This is a genomic window from Streptomyces sp. NPDC097981 (assembly GCF_040302565.1).
Lineage (GTDB): Bacteria > Actinomycetota > Actinomycetes > Streptomycetales > Streptomycetaceae > Streptomyces.
In genome coordinates this window covers 1-18,517 of record NZ_JBEORW010000059.1, presented here as the reverse complement: position 1 = coordinate 18,517, position 18,517 = coordinate 1, and the positions used below count along the sequence as shown (strand labels likewise).

Sequence of the window (18,517 nt, the reverse complement as noted above, 5' to 3'; positions counted from 1 at the left end):
TCAAGGGTGATCTCCCGGCCCGTGACGTGCAACCGCGCGGCGATCTACGGCCGGGTGTTCCGGCCGGCCGGGCCGGCTAGTCGACGGCAGCGGCCGGCTCGCTGTCGAACCGCCCGTCGAGCTTGGCGACCAGGCCGGTGACCTGCCGGGCGATGTCCGGCGCGGTCAGGCCGATCTCCGCCATGATCTCCTTGCGGAGGGCGTGGTCGAGGAATCGCTGCGGAATGCCGAAGTCGCGCAGCGGTACGTCGACACCCGCGTCGCGCAGCGCCTGCGAGACGGCCGCGCCCACGCCGCCGGTGCGGCCGTTGTCCTCGACGGTGACGACCACGCGGTGCCGGTCCGCGAGCGGGGCCAGGGCCTCGTCCACGGGCTTGACCCAGCGGGGGTCGACCACGGTCGTCGAGATGCCCTGCTTGTCGAGCAGGTCGGCGATTTCCAGGCACATCGGGGCGAGTGCGCCGACCGAGACGAGCAGTACGTCCGGACGGGTGACTTCGGGAGCCGGGGTGCGCAGCACGTCCATGCCGCCGATCCGGCCGACGGCCGGGACGGCCGGGCCGACGACGCCCTTGGAGTAGCGCACGACGGTCGGGGCGTCCTTGACCTCGACGGCCTCGCGGAGCTGGGCGCGCAGCTGCTCGGCGTCGCGCGGGGCGGCGAGCCGCAGGCCGGGTACGACCTGGAGGATGGACATGTCCCACATGCCGTTGTGGGAGGCGCCGTCGTCGCCGGTGACACCTGCGCGGTCCAGGACGAAGGTGACACCGCACTTGTGCAGGGCCACGTCCATCAGGACCTGGTCGAAGGCCCGGTTGAGGAAGGTCGCGTAGACCGCGAAGACCGGGTGGACCCCGCCGGTGGCCAGGCCGGCCGCCGAGGTGGCGCCGTGCTGCTCGGCGATGCCCACGTCGTAGATGCGGTTCGGGAAGGCCTCGGCGAACTTGTTGAGGCCGACCGGGTGGAGCATGGCGGCGGTGATGCCGACGATGTCCTCGCGCTCGTGGCCGAGCTTGACCATCTCGTCGGCGAAGACGGAGGTCCAGCTGGCGGCGGCGGTCTTGACGGGCAGTCCGGTGTCCGGGTGGATCACGCCGACCGCGTGGAAGCGGTCCGCCTCGTGCTCCAGGGCCGGGGTGTAGCCGCGGCCCTTCTGGGTGAGGCAGTGCACGATGACCGGGCCGCTGAAGCGCTTGGCGCGCTGCAGCGCGGACTCCAGGGCGTCGATGTCGTGGCCGTCGATGGGCCCGATGTACTTCAGGCCGAGGTCCTCGAACATGCCCTGAGGGGCGATGAAGTCCTTGAGGCCCTTCTTGGCCCCGTGCAGGGTCTCGAAGAGCGGCTTCCCGACGACCGGGGTGCGCTCCAGGATCTCCTTGCCGCGGGCGAGGAAGCGCTCGTAGCCGTCCGTGGTGCGCAGGGTGGCGAGGTGGTTCGCGAGGCCGCCGATGGTGGGGCCGTACGAGCGCTCGTTGTCGTTGACGACGATGACCAGCGGACGGTCCTTGGCGGCGGCGATGTTGTTCAGCGCCTCCCAGGCCATGCCTCCGGTCAGCGCGCCGTCGCCGATGACGGCGGCGACGTGGTGGTCCTCCCGGCCGAGCACCTCGTTGGCCTTGGCCAGGCCGTCGGCCCAGCCCAGCACGGTGGAGGCGTGGGAGTTCTCGACCACGTCGTGGTCGGACTCGGCGCGCGAGGGGTAGCCGGACAGGCCGTTCTTGGTGCGCAGGCCGCCGAAGTCCTGGCGGCCCGTGAGCAGCTTGTGGACGTAGGCCTGGTGGCCGGTGTCGAAGAGGACCTTGTCCTTCGGCGAGTCGAAGACCCGGTGCAGGGCGATCGTCAGTTCGACCACACCGAGGTTGGGGCCGAGGTGCCCGCCGGTCTTGGAGACGGCGTCGACGAGGAAGGACCTGATCTCGGCGGCGAGCTGGTTGAGCTCCTCCTGGCTGAGCCGGTCCAGATCGCGCGGTCCCTTGATGCGGGTCAGCAGCACCCGTGCCTCCTTGCAGTTGCTTGCTGGTCTGTCGAGTCTAATGTTCCGTCGGCGACCGTGGTCATCGGGCTGCCGCAGGCGGGTCACAGCTTGGCCATACCCGCACGAATCCCTGTACAGATCGGCTTGAAGCTACACCTCACATTCAGGCGTATACCCACACAGGTGTACGCACAGATGTACGCACGCGTGCCCGGTGCCACACGGGGTGGCACCGGGCACTGTGACCGGTCTTACCGCATCGGGTGCGGTGTCAGGCGCGTCCGGCCGTCTTCTGCGTCTTGCGGGTGACGGAGTCGATCACCACGGTGGCCAGCAGCACCGCACCGGTGATCATGTACTGGATCGGCGTGGCGATGCCCTGGAGGGCCAGACCGTACTGGATCGAGGTGATGACCATGACGCCGAGGAGGGCGTTCCAGGTCCGGCCCCGGCCGCCGAAGAGGCTGGTGCCGCCGATCACGGCCGCCGCGATCACGTTCATCAGCAGGTCGCCGCCGCCGGCGCTCTGGTTGGCCGCCGCGATCTTGGAGGCCCAGAAGAGGCCGCCGATGGCCGCGAAGGTGCCCGAGATCGTGAACACCGCGACACGGATCCCGACGACGCTGATGCCGGCGCGGCGGGACGCCTCGACGCTGCCGCCGAGGGCGAAGACGTTCCGGCCGAACGTGGTGCGGCGCAGCAGGAAGTCCGTGCCGGCCAGCACCACCACGAAGAGCACGACCGCCAGCGGCAGGCCCTTGTACTGGTTGAACACCGCGGCGGGACCGAAGGTGAAGACCGCCAGCAGGCCCGTGCGCAGGAGGATCTCGCTCAGCGGACGGGACGGGACGCCCGCGGCCTCGCGGCGGCGGTTGTCGAAGAAGCTCGCCAGGAAGTACCCGATCACCGCGATCGCGGCGAGGCCGTAGCCGGCCGCCACGTCCGTGAAGAAGTACGTGGTGAGCTGGCCCACCACTCCGTCGGGGTCGATGTTGATCGTGCCGTTGCTGCCGAGGATCTGCAGCATGGCGCCGGACCAGAAGAGCAGGCCCGACAGGGTGACCGCGAAGGCCGGCGCGCCGATCTTGGCGAAGAAGAAGCCGTGGATCGAGCCGATCAGGGCACCGCCGGCGACGGCGGCCAGGATCGCCACCCACTCGTTGACCCCGTGGGTGACGGCCAGGACGGCGAAGAGGGCACCCGCGACACCGCTGACCGAGCCGACCGAGAGGTCGATCTCGCCGAGCAGCAGCACGAAGATGATGCCGACGGCCATCATGCCGGTGGCGACCATGGTGATCGCGATGTTGGTGAGGTTCTCCGGGGACAGGAAGTTCGCGTTCAGCCCCTGGAAGATGCCGCAGATGATGATCAGGCCGATGACGACCGGGAGGGAGCCCAGGTCGCCGGCCTTCATCTTGCGGCCGAACTCGCTCAGGTAGCCGGCCAGCCCCTGCTCGCGGACGAGCAGCCGGGGGTCCACCGCGGGAATGGCGTCGGCCGGCGCGGCCGGGTTGGCCAGCTTGGCCACGTCTTCCGCCGAGGTGTGGTGTGCCGAGGTGTGGTGTTCGGTGCTCACTTGCGAGCCTCCCCGGTGCGGGCCGCCCGACGGGTCACGGCGTTGTCCGTGGCTCCCGTGATGGCGGAGATGATCTCTTCCTGCGACGTGTCCTTGACGTTGAAGACGCCGTTGTTGCGGCCCAGCCGCAGGACCGCGACCTTGTCGGCGACGGCCTTCACATCGGCCATGTTGTGGCTGATGAGGATGACCGCGTGGCCGCGCTCGCGCAGCCGCTCCACGAGGTCGAGCACCTGTGCGGTCTGCTCGACGCCGAGGGCGGCGGTGGGCTCGTCGAGGATGACGAGCTGGGGCTCGCCGAGCATCGAACGGGCGATCGCCACGGTCTGGCGCTGACCGCCGGAGAGCGAGGCGATCGGGATACGCACACTGGGGATCCGGATGGACAGGGTGGTCAGGAGCTCGCGGGCGCGGCGCTCCATCTCCACCTCGTCGAGGATGCCGCGGCGCTTGAGCTCGCGGCCCAGGAACAGGTTGCCGACGACATCGATGTTGTCGCACAGCGCGAGGTCCTGGTAGACCGTCGCGATGCCCAGGTTCTGGGCGTCGTGGGGCTTGCTGATCGAGACCGGCTTGCCCTCCCACTCGATGACACCGTCATCGATGGGGTGGACTCCGGCGATCGTCTTGACGAGCGTGGACTTGCCGGCGCCGTTGTCGCCGACCAGGGCGACCACCTCGCCGGAATGGATCTCGAGCTCTACATCGGTGAGCGCCTGGACGGCACCGAATCGCTTCGAGACCCCTCGCAACGCCAGCACGGGCGCAGCGGACACATGAACCATCTCCTTCGCCGCCTGACCGGCGGGGATGTCGTGCAAAAAGTGCAGGAGCGGGGTGGGTAGGGGAATCGTTTCTGCCCGGCGCCCCGCGGATGGCGGGGAAGAGTGGGCGGGGCGCCGGGCAGGCGCGGGGGTCCTGGGGGACCGGAGGCCGCGGGGGCGGGCCTCCGGCCGGCAGGACGCTGGGGGCCTCGGCAGGTCCGGGGGACTTGCGTACGACCGGACCGGCCTGTCAGGGCCGTGGTGGCCTACGAGCGGGCCTGGGTGAGACCCGGACGGCCTACTTCAGGCCGAGGGTGGCGCAGGCGGCCGCGTACTTGTCGGTGCAGATCTCGTCGGCCGTGTAGACGCCGTCCTTGATGACAGTGTCCTTGATGTTGCTCTTGGTCAGCGAGACGACGGGGACCAGAAGCGAGGGAATGCCCTGGGCGGAGGGGCTGTCGACCTTGGAGGTGGTGACACCTTCCAGCTTCTCGCCCTTGGCGAGCGCGACGGCCATCTTCGCGGCGGCCTCGGCCTCGGGGGCGTACGGCTTGTAGACGCTCATGAACTGCTCGCCCGCCACGATCCGCTGCACACCGGCGAGCTCCGCGTCCTGGCCGGTGACCGGGGGCAGGGGGTCCATGCCGGCCGCCTTGAGGGCGGTGATGATGCCGCCCGCCATGCCGTCGTTCGCGGAGTAGACGCCGACGATCTTGTCCTTGCCGATCGCGGAGATCGCACCCGCCATGTTGGTGTTGGCGTTCTCCGGCTTCCACTCCTTGGTGTCGTACTCCTTGCCGACGGTCACCTTGCCATCGAGGACGGAGTGCGCACCCTTCTTGAAGAGGGCCGCGTTCGGGTCGGTGACCGAACCGTTCATCATGACGATCTGGCCGTCCTTGGCCTTGTCGCCCAGCGCCTCCAGCAGCGCCTTGCCCTGGACCTTGCCGACCTCTTCGTTGTCGAAGGAGGTGTAGGCGTCGATCGGGCCCTCGGCCAGGCGGTCGTAGGCGACGACCGGGATGCCCTTGTCCTTGGCCTTCTTGACCGAGCCGGCGATGGCCTTGGAGTCGACCGCGTCGACGACGAGGACGTTCACCTTGTTGGTGATCATCGTGTCGACCTGCGAGTTCTGCGTGGTCGCGTCCTGCTTGGCGTTCGCGTAGACGACCTCGGCCTTGCCGCCGGTGAGCTCGGCGACCTTCTTCTCGAAGAGCGGCTTGTCGAACTTCTCGTAGCGCGCGGTCTGGTTCTCCGGCAGGAGCAGACCGATCTTGATCGCACCACCCGCGGCGGCGGCCGAGCCGGACTCCTTCGGCTTCTCGCCGGCCTCCTTGGCGCTGCCACAGGCGGCGAGGGAAGCGGCCATGGCGGTGGCGGCGACGGCTACGGCGGCTCTGCGCATGCGAGTGTTCATTTCTTGAACCTCCCTGACGAGGCCGCAACAGCGCGGCCGAGGTGGACGTGAGTCAACCTCGGCCGCAGTTTGGCGTCAAGGAGTGAATCCTTAACGAGATGACAACGGTGCCATCCGTTATCTAACTGAAGGCAAGAGCTTGAGGCTCGGAGAACCGGCAAGAAGGGTCGAATCGCCCATCTCGCTCAGCACCAGGGCCAGCGCGCCCAGCACCTCGGCCCGGCCGCCCAAAGACCCGGTGAGCACCGACAGTTGCCGTGCCGCACTGGGGATCGCGTACCGGCCCACGGACTCGCGTATGGGGGCCAGGATCAACTCTCCGGCCTCCGCCAGCGAACCGCCGAGCACCACGCGGCTCGGGTTCAGAACGTTGCACAGGTTCGCGACACCACTACCCACATGGCGGCCCACGTCGGCGATGACGCGGCGGCATCCCGGGTCGCCCTCCCGGGCCAGTTCGACCACCCGCTCCATGGTGAGCTCGGGCCCGTGCGTGCCCTGGAGCAGCGGCAGCACGTACCGGGCCGCGGCGAACGTCTCCAGGCAGCCGCGGTTGCCGCAGCGGCAGACCGGGCCGGACTCGTCCAGGGTGATGTGCCCGATCTCGCCCGCGGTGCCGCCCGGGCCCCGGTAGATCTGGCCGTTGATCACGAGGCCGGCGCCGACACCGCTCGCGACCTTGATGTACGCGAGGTCCTTGACTCCGCGGCCGCTCCCCCACACCAGCTCCCCGAGCGCTCCGAGGTTGGCGTCGTTGTCCACGTACACGGGCACGCCCAGGCGCCGTGAGAGCTCCTGGCGCGGGTTGATCCCGGCCCAGCCCGGCAGGATCGCCGTGGAGCCCAGGGTTCCGGACTCCACGTCGATGGGGCCGGGGACGCCGAGCCCCACGCCGATGACCTTCTCCAGGCCCACTCCGATGCCCGCGATCAGCTCTCCGACCAGGGTTTCCGCCCGGTCGAAGCCGTCCGTCCAGGACGCGTCGACGTCCAGCGGAGCGGACTCCTCGGCCAGCACCTGGTGGGCGAGGTTGCCGACCGCCACCCGCAGGTGCGTGTGGCCGAAGTCCACGCCGATCACGATGCCCGCGTCGCCGCTGAGCGAGACGCTGCGCGCCCGCCTGCCGCCCGCGGAGGTGTCCGTGACCTCGACCGTCCCACCGTCCTTGAGCTCGCGGACGATGTTGGAGACCGTGGCCGCCGACAGTCCGGTGGACCGGGCGATCTCCGCCTGGGTCAGCGAACCCGCGAGCCGCACCGCCCGCACGACCCGTTCGAGATTCGCGCGGTGCAGCGAAGACTGCGATCCGGGAGTCTGCACGACTCATCCACTCCTGCCCATAAGCGACGGACGACCGTCGCCCCCCGAGCCGGCGGTCGCGGCCCGACGAGCTCCGAGACCCCGGCGTCTCTCCAACTTGTGAACCTTAAGTCGAGCCTTTGGCCCTCCAGACGTCAAGAGGCCGACACAGGACGAATCGACCACTATCCGGTCATAAGTATGGAAGACATCCTTCTAGATCGTGCTACGGTCGCCGAGGCGCCGGTCCTCTGCGGCCTTTTCGGCCGGATCGCGCGCCCTGCAATCACAGCGCTGCGCAAGGAGGTGTTCGGGATGGGAGTCCCGATCGAAGTCCTTGCAGCGCTCTTGTCGGCTGATCCGTTCAGCTGATCTTCGCCATGACCATGCTCACCCCGTACCCCCGCCAAGGCGGACGGCCGGGGGCGATCGGCGTCGCCCCCGGCCGTCGCAGCCCCGCTACTTGAGGGTGGCGGAGGTCAGGCCTGCCTGGATCTGGCGCTGGAAGGAGAGGTAGACCACCAGCATCGGGATCATCGCGATGGTCACGCCGGCGAACAGCACCGGCAGGTCCGTCTCGTACCCCATCTGGTACTGCAGCTGGATCAGGCCCTGGGTGAGCATGTAGCGCTCGGGGTCCGATCCGGTCTGCGGCTGCATCAGCACGGAGGGCAGGATGTACTGGTTCCACTGGCCCAGGACATTGAATATCCCGACGCTGATCAGGCCGGGCTTGGCCATCGGCAGCATCACCTGGAAGAAGATCCGGGTGTCGGAGGCCCCGTCGATCACCGCCGCCTCATGCACGGCCGTCGGCAGCGTGCGGAAGAACGAGTGCATGAAGAAGACGGTGAAGGGCATCGAGTAGGCCACGTACACCAGGATCAGACCCTGGTACGTGTTGAGCATGTCCAGGCGCTTGACCATGAAGAACAGCGGGACGAGCGCCAGGAAGACGGGGAACATCGCCCCGCTGACGAAGAAGTAGTAGACGAGCCGGTTCCCCGGGAAGGGGTAGCGGGCCAGCACGTACGCCGCCATCGAGCCGAGCAGCATGGTCAGCGGGACCGAGAACGCCATCACGATCAGCGTGTGGGCGAAGTAGTCGCCGATGCCCTTGTCCCAGGCCCGGGAGAAGGCGTCGAAGTGCCAGTTGGACGGCCAGCCGAGGGCAGAGCCGCCGATCTGGGAGTCGGTCTTGAACGAGCCGAGCGCCAGCCAGATCAGGGGCAGGACGATCAGTATCGCCCAGACGGCGAGGAACCCGTGCGAGAAGACGTTCAGCACCGTTCCGTCCGAGGTGCGGTGCGCGCCCTCCTTGGATCGGCCGCTGCCGCCCGAGCGCTCGGCGGAGGCCTCGCCCGGCGCCTTGATCACTGTGGACTCTGCAGTCATCGGGGAGCTCCTCTCAGAACTCGATGCGCTCGCGGCGGGTGGCGCGCAGCGTGACGACGGAGAGGACCATGGTCAGGACGAGCATGACCACGCCCATGGCGCAGGCGTAGCCGCTCTTGCCGAAGTACAGGAAGTTGCGCATCAGCACCGTGGCCATGACCTCGCTGTGGTGGTCGGGTCCGCCTCCGAACTGGCCGGAAGTCATCGTCGACACCAGGACGAACATGTCCATCGCAGCAATGCCCAGGTAGACCGCGGACGTCTGCACGGAATCCCACAGCAGGGGCAGCGTGACCTTGAGGAAGGTCTGGGCGCGCCCCGCGCCGTCGAGGAGGGCGGCCTCGTAGATGTCCTTGGGCACGGACTGCATGGCGGCGGAGAAGAGGACCAGGTAGAAGCCGACTCCGTGCCAGACGACCACCAGGAGCAGGCACCACAGCACGAGGTCGGGCTGGTTGAGCCATTCGACGGGGTGGGCCGGGTCGACGAGGCCCAGCTTGGTGAGGAATCCATTGAGCAGGCCGCCCTCGTCACTGCGGTACACGGCGCCGAAGAGCACGGCGAGGATGGCGAGGGAGAGGACCTGCGGGAAGAAGTAGACGATCTTGTAGACGGAGGAGCCGCGGACGCCCCGCACCCCGCCCGCCCCGCTGCGCCCTCCCGCGTTCACCATGAAGGCGAAGAAGAGGGCCAGCAGGATGGTGACGGTCGGGACGAACACCAGGAGCAGCAGGTTGTGCCACAGGGCGCCGCGGAAGACCTCGTCCTTCATCAGTGCCGAGTAGTTCTCCAGGCCGACGAAATCGAACGTGGGCGACTGTCCCGACCAGTTCGTGAAGGAATAGCCGAAGGTCTGGATGTACGGCCAGATGACGAAAGTCAGGTACAGCGCGAGAGGCAGGAAGAGGAAACCGGCGATGAAGCCGATCCGTCCGCTGCCGCGGGCTACGTGGCTCATGGTGTCCGCCTCTTGGACGCGTGTCAGCTGCGGTGGTTGTTCTTGGCGTTCGGGTCCTTGGCAGCCTTGTCTACCGCAGCCTGGGCCCGCTTGATCCATTCCTTTGGCTGGATCCGCTTGGCCATCAGCTCATTGGACGCGTTCTGGATCTCGGTGTCCATTTCGCTGTACCAGTCGGGGTACAGGTAGTTGAAAGTGTTCGAGCCGGCCGTCTTGACGGCCGCGACCGCCGAGGCCGTGCCCGGGCGCAGCTTGACGTTCGGGTCGACGCCGTCCTTGACGACGGTGAGGGAGTTGGCCTGCTGGGCGAAGAGGGTCGACCATTCGCGGGACAGCATCGAACGGAGGAACTCCAGGCCGCCGGCCTTGTTGGCGGCCTTCTCCGGGACGATGAAGGGTTCGCCCGCGCCGGCGCGGATGGCCTCGAAGGGCAGCTTGCTGTCGGCCAGCGTCGGCACCGGCAGGAACTTCATGTCGAAGTCGTCCGGGGTCTGCTTGAGCTGCTCGTTCTCCAGCCAGGAGCCGGAGGGGATGAAGGCGGCCTTGTACTGGTTCCAGGCGGTCTGGGACTCCGTGTGGGTGAGGCCGTTGGTGCCGGCCATCAGCAGGTCCTTCTCGACGACCTCGTAGACCGCCTCGACGGCGGCGAGGGCGGCGGGGTTGCCCTCGAAGGCGTTGGGTTCGAGGTTGTCGATCGCCTTCATGGCCTCCAGACCGCCCTTCTTGGCGATCAGGTCCATGATGACGACATTGATGTAGTACGGGTACTTGCCCTGGTGGGCCAGTCCGCCGATGCCGGCGGCCTTGGCCTTCGTGCAGATGTCGAGGAACTCGTCCCAGGTCTTCGGCTCGGCCCAGCCCTTCTCCTTGAAGAGCTTGCCCGAGTACCAGAAGCCGAACACCGTGTAGACGTAGTAGAGGGCGACGAACTTGCCGCCCTGGGTGCCCTGTTCGACGGTGCCGGGGATGAGCATGTCCCGGACCTTCTTGTTCGCGTCGTCGAGCGAGGGCGCATCGAGCACCTGGGTGAGCTCGGCGAGCTGGCCGCCCTTGGCGAGGACGTCGACCTTGATCTGCTGGGCCCCGGAGTCGTCGATGACGTCCGGCGGGTTGCCGCCGTTGAAGCGGGGCTGGAGCTTGGCGGCGATCTCCTGGGTGCCCAGGTGCGAGGCGGTGGTGTTCCACTTCTTGTCGAAGGCGGCTTCCCAGGCCTTCGCGTAGTCGTCGCCGAACCCGCCCTTGAAGACGACGACGTCCAGCTTGCCGCCCTTGACGACGCCGAAGGGGTTCTCCTTGGTCACCGGGCCCTTGCCGGGGCCCTTCGTGGAGGTGTCCTCACCGCCGGAAGCGCAGGCGGACAGGAAGCTCATCGTGGGCACCGCGATCAGGCCCAGTGCTGCGGAGCGCTTGATCAGGTCACGGCGGCCGAGGCCCTCACCAGTGGATCCCATGCTCATGTCCTCGCCTTCGTCAGAAGTGTGAGGGAGGCCGGAAATCGCGGCGGTCACCATGCACACGGACATCACCGCAGGTCCCCGCCATCCCCCGGTCCGGTGCCGCTCGTGGCGCGGTGATCCGGACGGGCACAGGTATAGTCCACTCCTGCTCGTGTGAGCAAGATCATGCACACGTATGTCTGTCAGCTTTTCCTAGTTGAGACCTCCCCGAAACCTCGCCCGTCCCGAAAGGCGGAAGGGCCGTACCCCCTTAACGGGGATACGGCCCTTTGGTGCCGATCTGCCTAGAACGCTCAGCCGCGGATGAGGTTGCGGAGCACGTACTGCATGATGCCGCCGTTGCGGTAGTAGTCCGCCTCGCCGGGGGTGTCGATGCGGACGACCGCGTCGAACTCCACACCGGTGTCGGTGGTGACCTTGACCGTGCGCGGGGTGGTGCCGTTGTTCAGCTCCTCCACACCGGTGAAGGAGAAGGTCTCCTCGCCGGTGAGGCCCAGCGCGGCCGCCGAGGCGCCCTCCGGGAACTGGAGCGGCAGCACGCCCATGCCGATCAGGTTCGAGCGGTGGATGCGCTCGTAGGACTCGGCGATGACGGCCTTGACGCCGAGCAGCGCGGTGCCCTTGGCCGCCCAGTCACGGGACGAGCCCGAGCCGTACTCCTTGCCCGCCAGGATGACCAGCGGGATGCCGGCGGCCTGGTAGTTCTGCGAGGCGTCGTAGATGAACGCGACCGGCGCGCCCTCGACCGTGAAGTCGCGGGTGAAGCCGCCCTCGGTGCCCGGCGCGATCTGGTTGCGCAGGCGGATGTTGGCGAACGTACCGCGGATCATGACCTCGTGGTTGCCGCGGCGGGAACCGTACGAGTTGAAGTCGCGGCGCTCGACGCCGTGCTCGGTGAGGTACTTGCCGGCCGGGGTGTCGGCCTTGATCGCACCGGCCGGGGAGATGTGGTCGGTGGTGACCGAGTCGCCCAGCTTCGCCAGCACGCGCGCACCGGCGATGTCGGAGACCGGGGTGGTCTCCATCGTCATGCCCTCGAAGTAAGGGGGCTTGCGGACGTAGGTGGACTGCGGGTCCCACTCGAAGGTGTTGCCGGTCGGGATCGGCAGCGCCTGCCACTGGGCGTCACCCGCGAAGACGTCCTGGTAGGACTTGTTGAACATGTCCTCGCCGATGGCGTTCGCCACGACGTCGTTGACCTCGGCCTCGGACGGCCAGATGTCCTGGAGGAAGACCGGCTTGCCGTCGGTGTCGATGCCGATGGCGTCCTTGGTGATGTCCACCTTCATGGAGCCCGCGATGGCGTACGCGACGACCAGCGGCGGGGAGGCCAGGTAGTTCATCTTGACGTCGGGGTTGATCCGGCCCTCGAAGTTGCGGTTGCCGGAGAGCACCGAGGTGACCGCGAGGTCGTGCTCGTTGATCGCCTTCGAGATCTCCTCGTCCAGCGGACCGGAGTTGCCGATGCAGGTGGTGCAGCCGTACCCGACGAGGTTGAAGCCCATCTTGTCGAGGTACGGGGTCAGGCCGGCCTTGTCGAAGTAGTCGGTGACGACCTTCGAGCCCGGGGCCAGGGTGGTCTTGACCCACGGCTTGCGGGACAGGCCCTTCTCGACCGCCTTCTTGGCCACGAGCGCCGCGGCGACCATGACGTAGGGGTTCGAGGTGTTGGTGCAGGAGGTGATCGCGGCGACGGTGACGGCGCCGTGGTCGATCTCGAAGGAGGTGCCGTCGGCCAGGGTGACCGGCGTCGGGCGGGTCGGCACGCCGTTGACGGCGGCCGGGGCGTCGGACGCCGGGAAGGACTCCTTGCCGGCCTCCTCGTCCTCGCTGACGTAGTTGCGCACGTCCTGCGCGAACTGCTCGGCGGCGTTGGCCAGGATGATGCGGTCCTGCGGGCGCTTCGGGCCGGCGATGGAGGGGACGACCGTGGCGAGGTCGAGCTCCAGCTTCTCGGAGAAGTCCGGCTCGGCGGCCGGGTCGAGCCACAGGCCCTGCTCCTTGGCGTACGCCTCGACGAGCGCGACCTGCTGGGCGTCGCGGCCGGTCAGGCGCAGGTACTTCAGGGTCTCGTCGTCGATCGGGAAGATCGCGGCGGTGGAGCCGAACTCCGGCGACATGTTGCCGATGGTGGCGCGGTTCGCGAGGGAGGTGGCGGCGACGCCCTCACCGTAGAACTCGACGAACTTGCCGACGACACCGTGCTTGCGCAGCATCTCGGTGATGGTCAGCACGAGGTCGGTGGCGGTGGTGCCGGTCGGCAGCTCGCCGGTCAGCTTGAAGCCCACGACGCGCGGGATCAGCATGGAGACCGGCTGGCCGAGCATCGCGGCCTCGGCCTCGATGCCGCCGACGCCCCAGCCGAGCACGCCCAGGCCGTTGACCATGGTGGTGTGGGAGTCGGTGCCGACGAGGGTGTCCGGGTAGGCCACACCGCCCCGGACCATGACCGTGCGGGCCAGGTGCTCGATGTTGACCTGGTGGACGATGCCGGTGCCCGGGGGGACGACCTTGAACTCGTCAAAGGCGGTCTGGCCCCAGCGCAGGAACTGGTAGCGCTCCTTGTTGCGGCCGTACTCCAGCTCCACGTTCTGGGTGAACGCGTCCGGGGTGCCGAACTTGTCGGCGATGACCGAGTGGTCGATGACCAGCTCGGCCGGGGCCAGCGGGTTGATCTTCGACGGGTCGCCGCCGAGGGCCTTCACGGCCTCACGCATGGTGGCGAGGTCGACGACGCAGGGAACGCCGGTGAAGTCCTGCATGATCACGCGGGCCGGCGTGAACTGGATCTCCTCGCTCGGCTGGGCCTGCGAGTCCCAGGAACCGAGCGACCGGATGTGGTCGGCGGTGATGTTCGCGCCGTCCTCGGTGCGGAGCAGGTTCTCCAGCAGCACCTTCAGGCTGTAGGGAAGGCGGGCCGAGCCCTCAACCTTGTCCAGCCGGAAGATCTCGTACGACTCGTCGCCCACCTGCAGCGTGCTGCGGGCGTCGAAGCTGTTCGCCGACACGACAGTCTCCTTCATGCATGAAATTCGCGCGTTTTACCGCAATCCTGCCGCCACGCCCTGTGGCCAATCCGCTAAGGTAAGGCTAAGTTAGGTAACCCTTACCAGCAGGGGCGGCTGCGGTACGCCTTCGGCAGATATCTCGATGTCGAGATAACTCTAGTGCATTGCCGCGCCCTGGTCATGCAGGCCAGTCGTTTCGGCTTCCTTGTCGGCGAACCCGGTCGTACGGGGTGACGTGCCGGGGGGTGCCGGGTGGCCGTACCAGTCGGGGTGGATCCTGCGGTGCCGTACGTCGAGCTGTCGTATGCGTTCGCGGCCCCTCAGTCGATACAGAACTCGTTGCCCTCGATGTCCAGCATCGGGATGCACGAATCATTGCCGTCATACAGCGTTCGCACGTGTACCGCGCCGAGCGGGACCAGGCGTGCGCACTCGGCCTCAAGTGCGGCGAGGCGCTCTTCACCCACGAGTCCGGTGCCGACCCGCACGTCAAGATGCAGCCGGTTCTTGGCGGCCTTCCCTTCGGGGACGCGCTGGAAGTACAGCCGCGGGCCCACACCTGAGGGATCACTGCAGGCGAACCAAGAATCCCGCTGCTCAGGTGGCTGCGAGCCCTTGAAATCGTCCCAAGTGGCAAACCCCTCCGGTGGCGGCGGTACGACGTACCCCAACACCTCGCACCAGAAACGAGCGAGGCGCTCGGGTTCTGCGCAGTCGAAGGTGACCTGGAACTTCTTGATCGACGTCATCGGTCCACCGTAGTGGCGCGTGCTGTTGACCGAGAAGGTTCGAGCGAACGCGCAACTCGGCGACTCTTGCCCCAAGGGCCGGTGGGCCTCCCGATGTTGGAGGGCCCCCCGACCCACCCGAAAGGGTCGACGGCATGGGCAGCCACCAGCTCTCTCTGCCGATTCCCACCACTCCGGCCGGACGCCGGGCCCTCGCCGCGATCACCGCCGAGCCGGGGCGCGCCGTCATCGCCCTCGACTTCGACGGCACGCTCGCCGAGATCGTCCCCGACCCCGAGCAGGCCCGCGCACCCCGGCGCCGTGCAGGCCCTGGCCGCCCTCGCCCCGCAGGTCGCCTCCGTCGCCGCGGTCACCGGCCGGCCGGCCGAGGTCGCTGTCCGCTACGGCGGCTTCGCGGGTGTACCGGGCCTGGAACACCTCGTCGTTCTCGGCCACTACGGCGCCGAACGCTGGGACGCCGCCACTGACACCGTCCGCACCCCGCACCCGCACCCCGGCGTCGCCGCCGCCCGCGCCGAACTCCCCGGCGTGCTGCATGCCCGCCGTGCCTGGCACGGCACCTGGGTGGGGGAGAAGGGGCATGCCGTCGCCGTGCACACCCGCCGCGCCGAGGACCCCCAGGGCGCCTTCGACGCGCTCAAGGGACCTCTCGCCGACCTCGCCGTCCGCCACGGCCTCGTCCTCGAACCCGGCCGCCCGGTACTGGAGTTGCGGCCGCCCGGCATGGACAAGGGCGTCGCCCTCGCCGAGTACCTGTTCAAGGCCGTCCAGATGCGTCCGGATCTGCTCGGCTCGGTATCGCGTCGTGACGATCGCTTCTTGAATCCGTGCTGTTCGAGCAGGCGCAGCATGTGATATGAGATGGGTTGCCCGCCAACTGGCATCAGCGGTTTGGGGAGACGCGCTTTCAGAGGAAGTAACCGAGTTCCCTGGCCACCGGCCATCACAACGGCCTTCATATGGACCAGGTAGCTCTCCTGGCCCTGAATTGCGCGGGTCACATCCACGACCATCAAGTGGTACGGGTCAATTGCCTCATATGACCGCGAGAAATCGGCTGCGGACTCCCCCGAAACCTCCAGCAGTGAAGGCGAGGCGCCGGCAGTGAAAGCGGAATCGATGAGCTGGATCTCTCCTGCAGTCCCGGTGATCCTGAGGGTTTCCGTCCAGTCGCCGGTGAGCGACTCCTCCACCCACTCGCGGTGGGCACTGTTGTGCAGCGCGATGTACACGACGTCCACATCAGGATCGCCAAGGAGCTCCCGATATGTGGAATACGTCTTCTCCGGTCCCAGAGCGGCGGCGCGCTTCAGGTCCCGGGATGCCACGGAATGGAGAGCGGCGTCCACTGCGCCGTGAACCGCCGGCGCCAGGCTCGATGCAGCGATCGACCCTGCTCCCAGGAATCCCCAATTGATCATTTCAACCCCTGGAACTTCTCGGCATGGATGAGGTCAAGAACCAGGGAGCTCCATCCGAAGGATCGTGCGCCGTGCCCGGCCGCGTCGTACGGCCCGTAGCACTCGCGCATTCCGGCTCGCGCCACGAGCTCGACGGTCCGCTCCGCCAGGGTGGTCGCCTGATCTGCGTAGCCCCGAGCGCGCAGCCCCCAGTACAAGTACCAATTCAGGTTCAGCCAGCTGGAACCTCTGAAGATGGCTCGAGTGCTGAAGTCGGGATCGAAGTGGGGCTCGGTGGCGGCCACGCTGGAGATCGGGTACCGGTGCCAGAATTCCCGTTCATTGAGCAGGTGTTCCTCGATCAGACGCCCGGCATGATAGGCGGGAATCGAATCCAGGATGATAGGGAAGAGGGCACTGGCTGTGAGAACGTCAACCCGGGCGCCTGTCACCCGATCCACGTCGAAGAAGGCACCTGCCTCGTCGTCCCAACAGTGGCGTAGCAGTGACTCGGAAATTCCTTGCGAGCGCACGGAGAGAGCAGTCGAGGTTTCGTGAGGAAGCCCGGCGGCGAGAGCGAGGCGCGAAAGCAAAAGGAGCCCGTCGGCGTAGATGCTGTTGACCAGGACGTCATTCCATACGAACGTTCGGTGCTCCCCTAGGCGGCTTTCCGGTGTCCGCTCTTGCGAGTAGGAGCCGATCAGTTCACGCATCGCTTGGTGCCAGTCGTCGGCTATCCGGTCGGGTGCTGACGTGTGGATGCCCAGAGCGCGGTCGTATTTGGGACTCATGTCGAGCCCGGACTCATCGGGCTGGTAGATCTCGAGCAGGCCCGTCTCTGGGCTCGTTCGGTTCTCCGCCAGCCAGGAGAAGAAGGCGATGGCTGGGGGCAGGACCTCGGCGAGCCAGTCGCCGCCCCCGGTTGCTTCGAAAATCCGCTCTATTCCTCTGGCCAGTACGGGAGGAGCGATGGTGACTGATCGCCACCCCTCCCACAGGTCGATGCGGAACTCTGCGGTCGCCTGTGCGCGCAGGTCGTCCTGCCAAAGCACCATGTGGGGAATGAAACCCGTAGGTGTCACCGCCGAGACGAGGGAGCTGATCTCATCACGGGCTCTTTGGGTGTCCACATGGAGCAGCGAGATGGCGTGATAACTGCTGTCCCATGCCCACTGGAATGGATACGTTTCCGGAGACGGGCAGGTGTAGTTGTACGGAAGGCCGGCTCCTACAGAGTGTCCCGACCGATGATTTTGCTTCAACATCTCCCGGGCAGCCTCGGCTGCCTGAGCGACGTGTTGGTACTTCTTCACTGAGCCCCCGTGAAATGCTGTGAAATTCCATGGAATTCAGCCTGCGCAGGAATTCCGCGATTGGGTGATGCGTCCGAGGAGGAGCAGGGCGACCGCCGCCATGAGCAGTACACCCTCGACAGCAAAGGAACGGCCCACCCCGAAGCGGTCGGACAGCGCACCGAGCAGCAAAGGCGCCAGCGTGATCGACACCGCGACGATGAGTTGCACGCGGGCGGTGGCCTGGTCTGTTCTGCCCTGCGCGGCCACCACCGCGAGTGACAGCGTCAGCGGGAACAGGTTGGCGATGCCGAGCCCGGTCACCAGCAGCGCCACGAGGGCGACCGAGGTGGTGCTGCTCGTCCAGAGGACCAGGAAGCCCACCGTGGTGACGCCCAGAGCGGCAAGCACGAGCTGCATGGTGGTGGCGCGACTCGCGGACAGCCGGCTGCCGGCGAGTCGCCCGAGCAGTGTGCCGCCGAAGAAGAGGCTCATCGCTGTGGCGGCCTGTCCATCAGTGAGGCCGATGCTGCTGGTCAGCTGTGGGGAACCGTAGAAGACCAGGCAGAATTCGGCTCCGACCACGACTCCGGCGAGTGCCGCCAGCAGCCAGTAGGAGGTCGGGAGCCGTCCCGATGGCGCGACATCGCCGGCCGACGCCGCATGGTGCCGCAAGGGTTCGTGCCGGAACGCCATGTACAAGCCCCCCGCGATCACCAGCGGCAGCAGCACGCTCGGGCGCCAGCCGACACCAGCGGCCTGGAACGCTCCGATCGCCAGTGGCGCTGCCAGTGCTGTTGCGCTGGTGAAGTGGCCCGGGCCGGTGGAGCGTTGGTGAAGGTGATCTCTGAGAACGCCTACCTCACCGATGAGGCGAAGGTCCGCGCCTGCCGTCTCGCAGAGGATGCCGGCGCCGACTATGTAAAGACGTCCACCGGCTTCGCCCCGGGTGGCGCCACGCTGGAAGACGTGCGGCTGATGCGGTCCTCGGTCTCGGCGCGGGTCAAGGTCAAGGCTGCCGGGGGCGTACGAACCCTCGATGTACTGCTTGACATGGTCGACGCGGGGGACGTGCGGTTCGGTGCCACCACCACCGCCGCCATGCTCGATGACCTCGCGTCCCGCCTCGCCTAAGGGTTGTCCCGTAACTGCTGGTCACGGGTGAGATGATCTTGGTGTGGCTAGTGTGATTACGGCGTCTGAGCCGTCCTGGATAGCCCCGTT

Annotated in this window: 14 protein-coding genes and 2 pseudogenes; 3 read left to right on the top strand and 13 right to left on the bottom strand. The window is 67.5% G+C overall.

Features of this window, described 5'->3' with window-relative positions; genetic code table 11:
* Nucleotides 1-76: 76 nt before the first annotated feature.
* The 5 genes from dxs to ABTY04_RS35885 form a co-directional block, all read right to left on the bottom strand.
* Nucleotides 77-1,993 (bottom strand): 1-deoxy-D-xylulose-5-phosphate synthase, encoded by a 1,917-nt coding sequence (gene dxs, locus ABTY04_RS35905; RefSeq protein WP_352217644.1) that lies wholly within the window; start codon nucleotides 1,991-1,993, stop codon nucleotides 77-79.
* Nucleotides 1,994-2,246: 253 nt separating this feature from the next.
* Nucleotides 2,247-3,506: a sugar ABC transporter permease gene (locus ABTY04_RS35900; protein WP_352217656.1), complete on the bottom strand. Its 1,260-nt coding sequence runs from the start codon at nucleotides 3,504-3,506 to the stop codon at nucleotides 2,247-2,249.
* Nucleotides 3,507-3,550: 44 nt separating this feature from the next.
* Nucleotides 3,551-4,339 (bottom strand): ATP-binding cassette domain-containing protein, encoded by a 789-nt coding sequence (locus ABTY04_RS35895; protein ID WP_352217643.1) that lies wholly within the window; start codon nucleotides 4,337-4,339, stop codon nucleotides 3,551-3,553.
* Between the two features lie 277 nt (nucleotides 4,340-4,616).
* Complete coding sequence (locus ABTY04_RS35890; protein WP_352217642.1) at nucleotides 4,617-5,735, bottom strand: ABC transporter substrate-binding protein; 1,119 nt, start codon at nucleotides 5,733-5,735, stop codon at nucleotides 4,617-4,619.
* 117 nt (nucleotides 5,736-5,852) lie between these two features.
* Nucleotides 5,853-7,055 (bottom strand): ROK family transcriptional regulator, encoded by a 1,203-nt coding sequence (locus ABTY04_RS35885; RefSeq protein WP_352217641.1) that lies wholly within the window; start codon nucleotides 7,053-7,055, stop codon nucleotides 5,853-5,855.
* A 180-nt stretch (nucleotides 7,056-7,235) separates the two neighbouring features.
* Between ABTY04_RS35885 and ABTY04_RS35880 the strand changes: the two genes are divergently transcribed.
* The gene (locus ABTY04_RS35880; protein WP_352217640.1) at nucleotides 7,236-7,406 is read left to right on the top strand and encodes a hypothetical protein; all 171 of its coding nucleotides are present in this window, start codon (nucleotides 7,236-7,238) and stop codon (nucleotides 7,404-7,406) included.
* 87 nt (nucleotides 7,407-7,493) lie between these two features.
* Here ABTY04_RS35880 and ABTY04_RS35875 read toward each other — a convergent pair whose 3' ends face one another.
* The 5 genes from ABTY04_RS35875 to ABTY04_RS35855 all read right to left on the bottom strand — a co-directional run bounded on the left by ABTY04_RS35875 (nucleotide 7,494) and on the right by ABTY04_RS35855 (nucleotide 14,601).
* Nucleotides 7,494-8,429: a carbohydrate ABC transporter permease gene (locus tag ABTY04_RS35875; protein ID WP_352217639.1), complete on the bottom strand. Its 936-nt coding sequence runs from the start codon at nucleotides 8,427-8,429 to the stop codon at nucleotides 7,494-7,496.
* A gap of 13 nt (nucleotides 8,430-8,442) precedes the next feature.
* Nucleotides 8,443-9,387, bottom strand: a complete 945-nt coding sequence (locus ABTY04_RS35870; protein WP_352217638.1) for a carbohydrate ABC transporter permease — start codon at nucleotides 9,385-9,387, stop codon at nucleotides 8,443-8,445.
* Nucleotides 9,388-9,410: 23 nt separating this feature from the next.
* A complete protein-coding gene (gene ngcE / locus ABTY04_RS35865) occupies nucleotides 9,411-10,838 on the bottom strand; it encodes an N-acetylglucosamine/diacetylchitobiose ABC transporter substrate-binding protein (protein WP_502996786.1) in 1,428 nt (475 codons plus the stop codon).
* Nucleotides 10,839-11,137: 299 nt separating this feature from the next.
* Complete coding sequence (gene acnA / locus ABTY04_RS35860) at nucleotides 11,138-13,867, bottom strand: aconitate hydratase AcnA (protein WP_352217636.1); 2,730 nt, start codon at nucleotides 13,865-13,867, stop codon at nucleotides 11,138-11,140.
* A gap of 305 nt (nucleotides 13,868-14,172) precedes the next feature.
* Nucleotides 14,173-14,601, bottom strand: coding sequence for a VOC family protein (locus ABTY04_RS35855; RefSeq protein WP_352217635.1), 429 nt, complete (start codon nucleotides 14,599-14,601; stop codon nucleotides 14,173-14,175).
* 134 nt (nucleotides 14,602-14,735) lie between these two features.
* Here ABTY04_RS35855 and otsB point away from each other — a divergent pair.
* Nucleotides 14,736-15,357 (top strand): annotated as a pseudogene (gene otsB, locus ABTY04_RS35850) (trehalose-phosphatase); the annotation flags it as partial.
* A gap of 119 nt (nucleotides 15,358-15,476) precedes the next feature.
* Here the strand turns inward: otsB and ABTY04_RS35845 are convergent.
* The 3 genes and pseudogenes from ABTY04_RS35845 to ABTY04_RS35835 form a co-directional block, all read right to left on the bottom strand.
* Nucleotides 15,477-16,022 (bottom strand): annotated as a pseudogene (locus ABTY04_RS35845) (Gfo/Idh/MocA family oxidoreductase); the annotation flags it as partial.
* On the bottom strand, nucleotides 16,019-17,314 hold the full coding sequence (locus ABTY04_RS35840; protein ID WP_352217634.1) for an MGH1-like glycoside hydrolase domain-containing protein: 1,296 nt from the start codon (nucleotides 17,312-17,314) through the stop codon (nucleotides 16,019-16,021). The gene ABTY04_RS35840 and the pseudogene ABTY04_RS35845, both read right to left, overlap by 4 nt.
* Nucleotides 17,315-17,350: 36 nt before the next feature.
* Nucleotides 17,351-18,025, bottom strand: a complete 675-nt coding sequence (locus ABTY04_RS35835) for an MFS transporter (protein WP_352217633.1) — start codon at nucleotides 18,023-18,025, stop codon at nucleotides 17,351-17,353.
* A 102-nt stretch (nucleotides 18,026-18,127) separates the two neighbouring features.
* On the opposite strand from ABTY04_RS35835, the gene ABTY04_RS35830 reads away from it, so the two are divergent.
* Nucleotides 18,128-18,427: a hypothetical protein gene (locus ABTY04_RS35830; RefSeq protein ID WP_352217632.1), complete on the top strand. Its 300-nt coding sequence runs from the start codon at nucleotides 18,128-18,130 to the stop codon at nucleotides 18,425-18,427.
* Nucleotides 18,428-18,517: the final 90 nt, after the last annotated feature.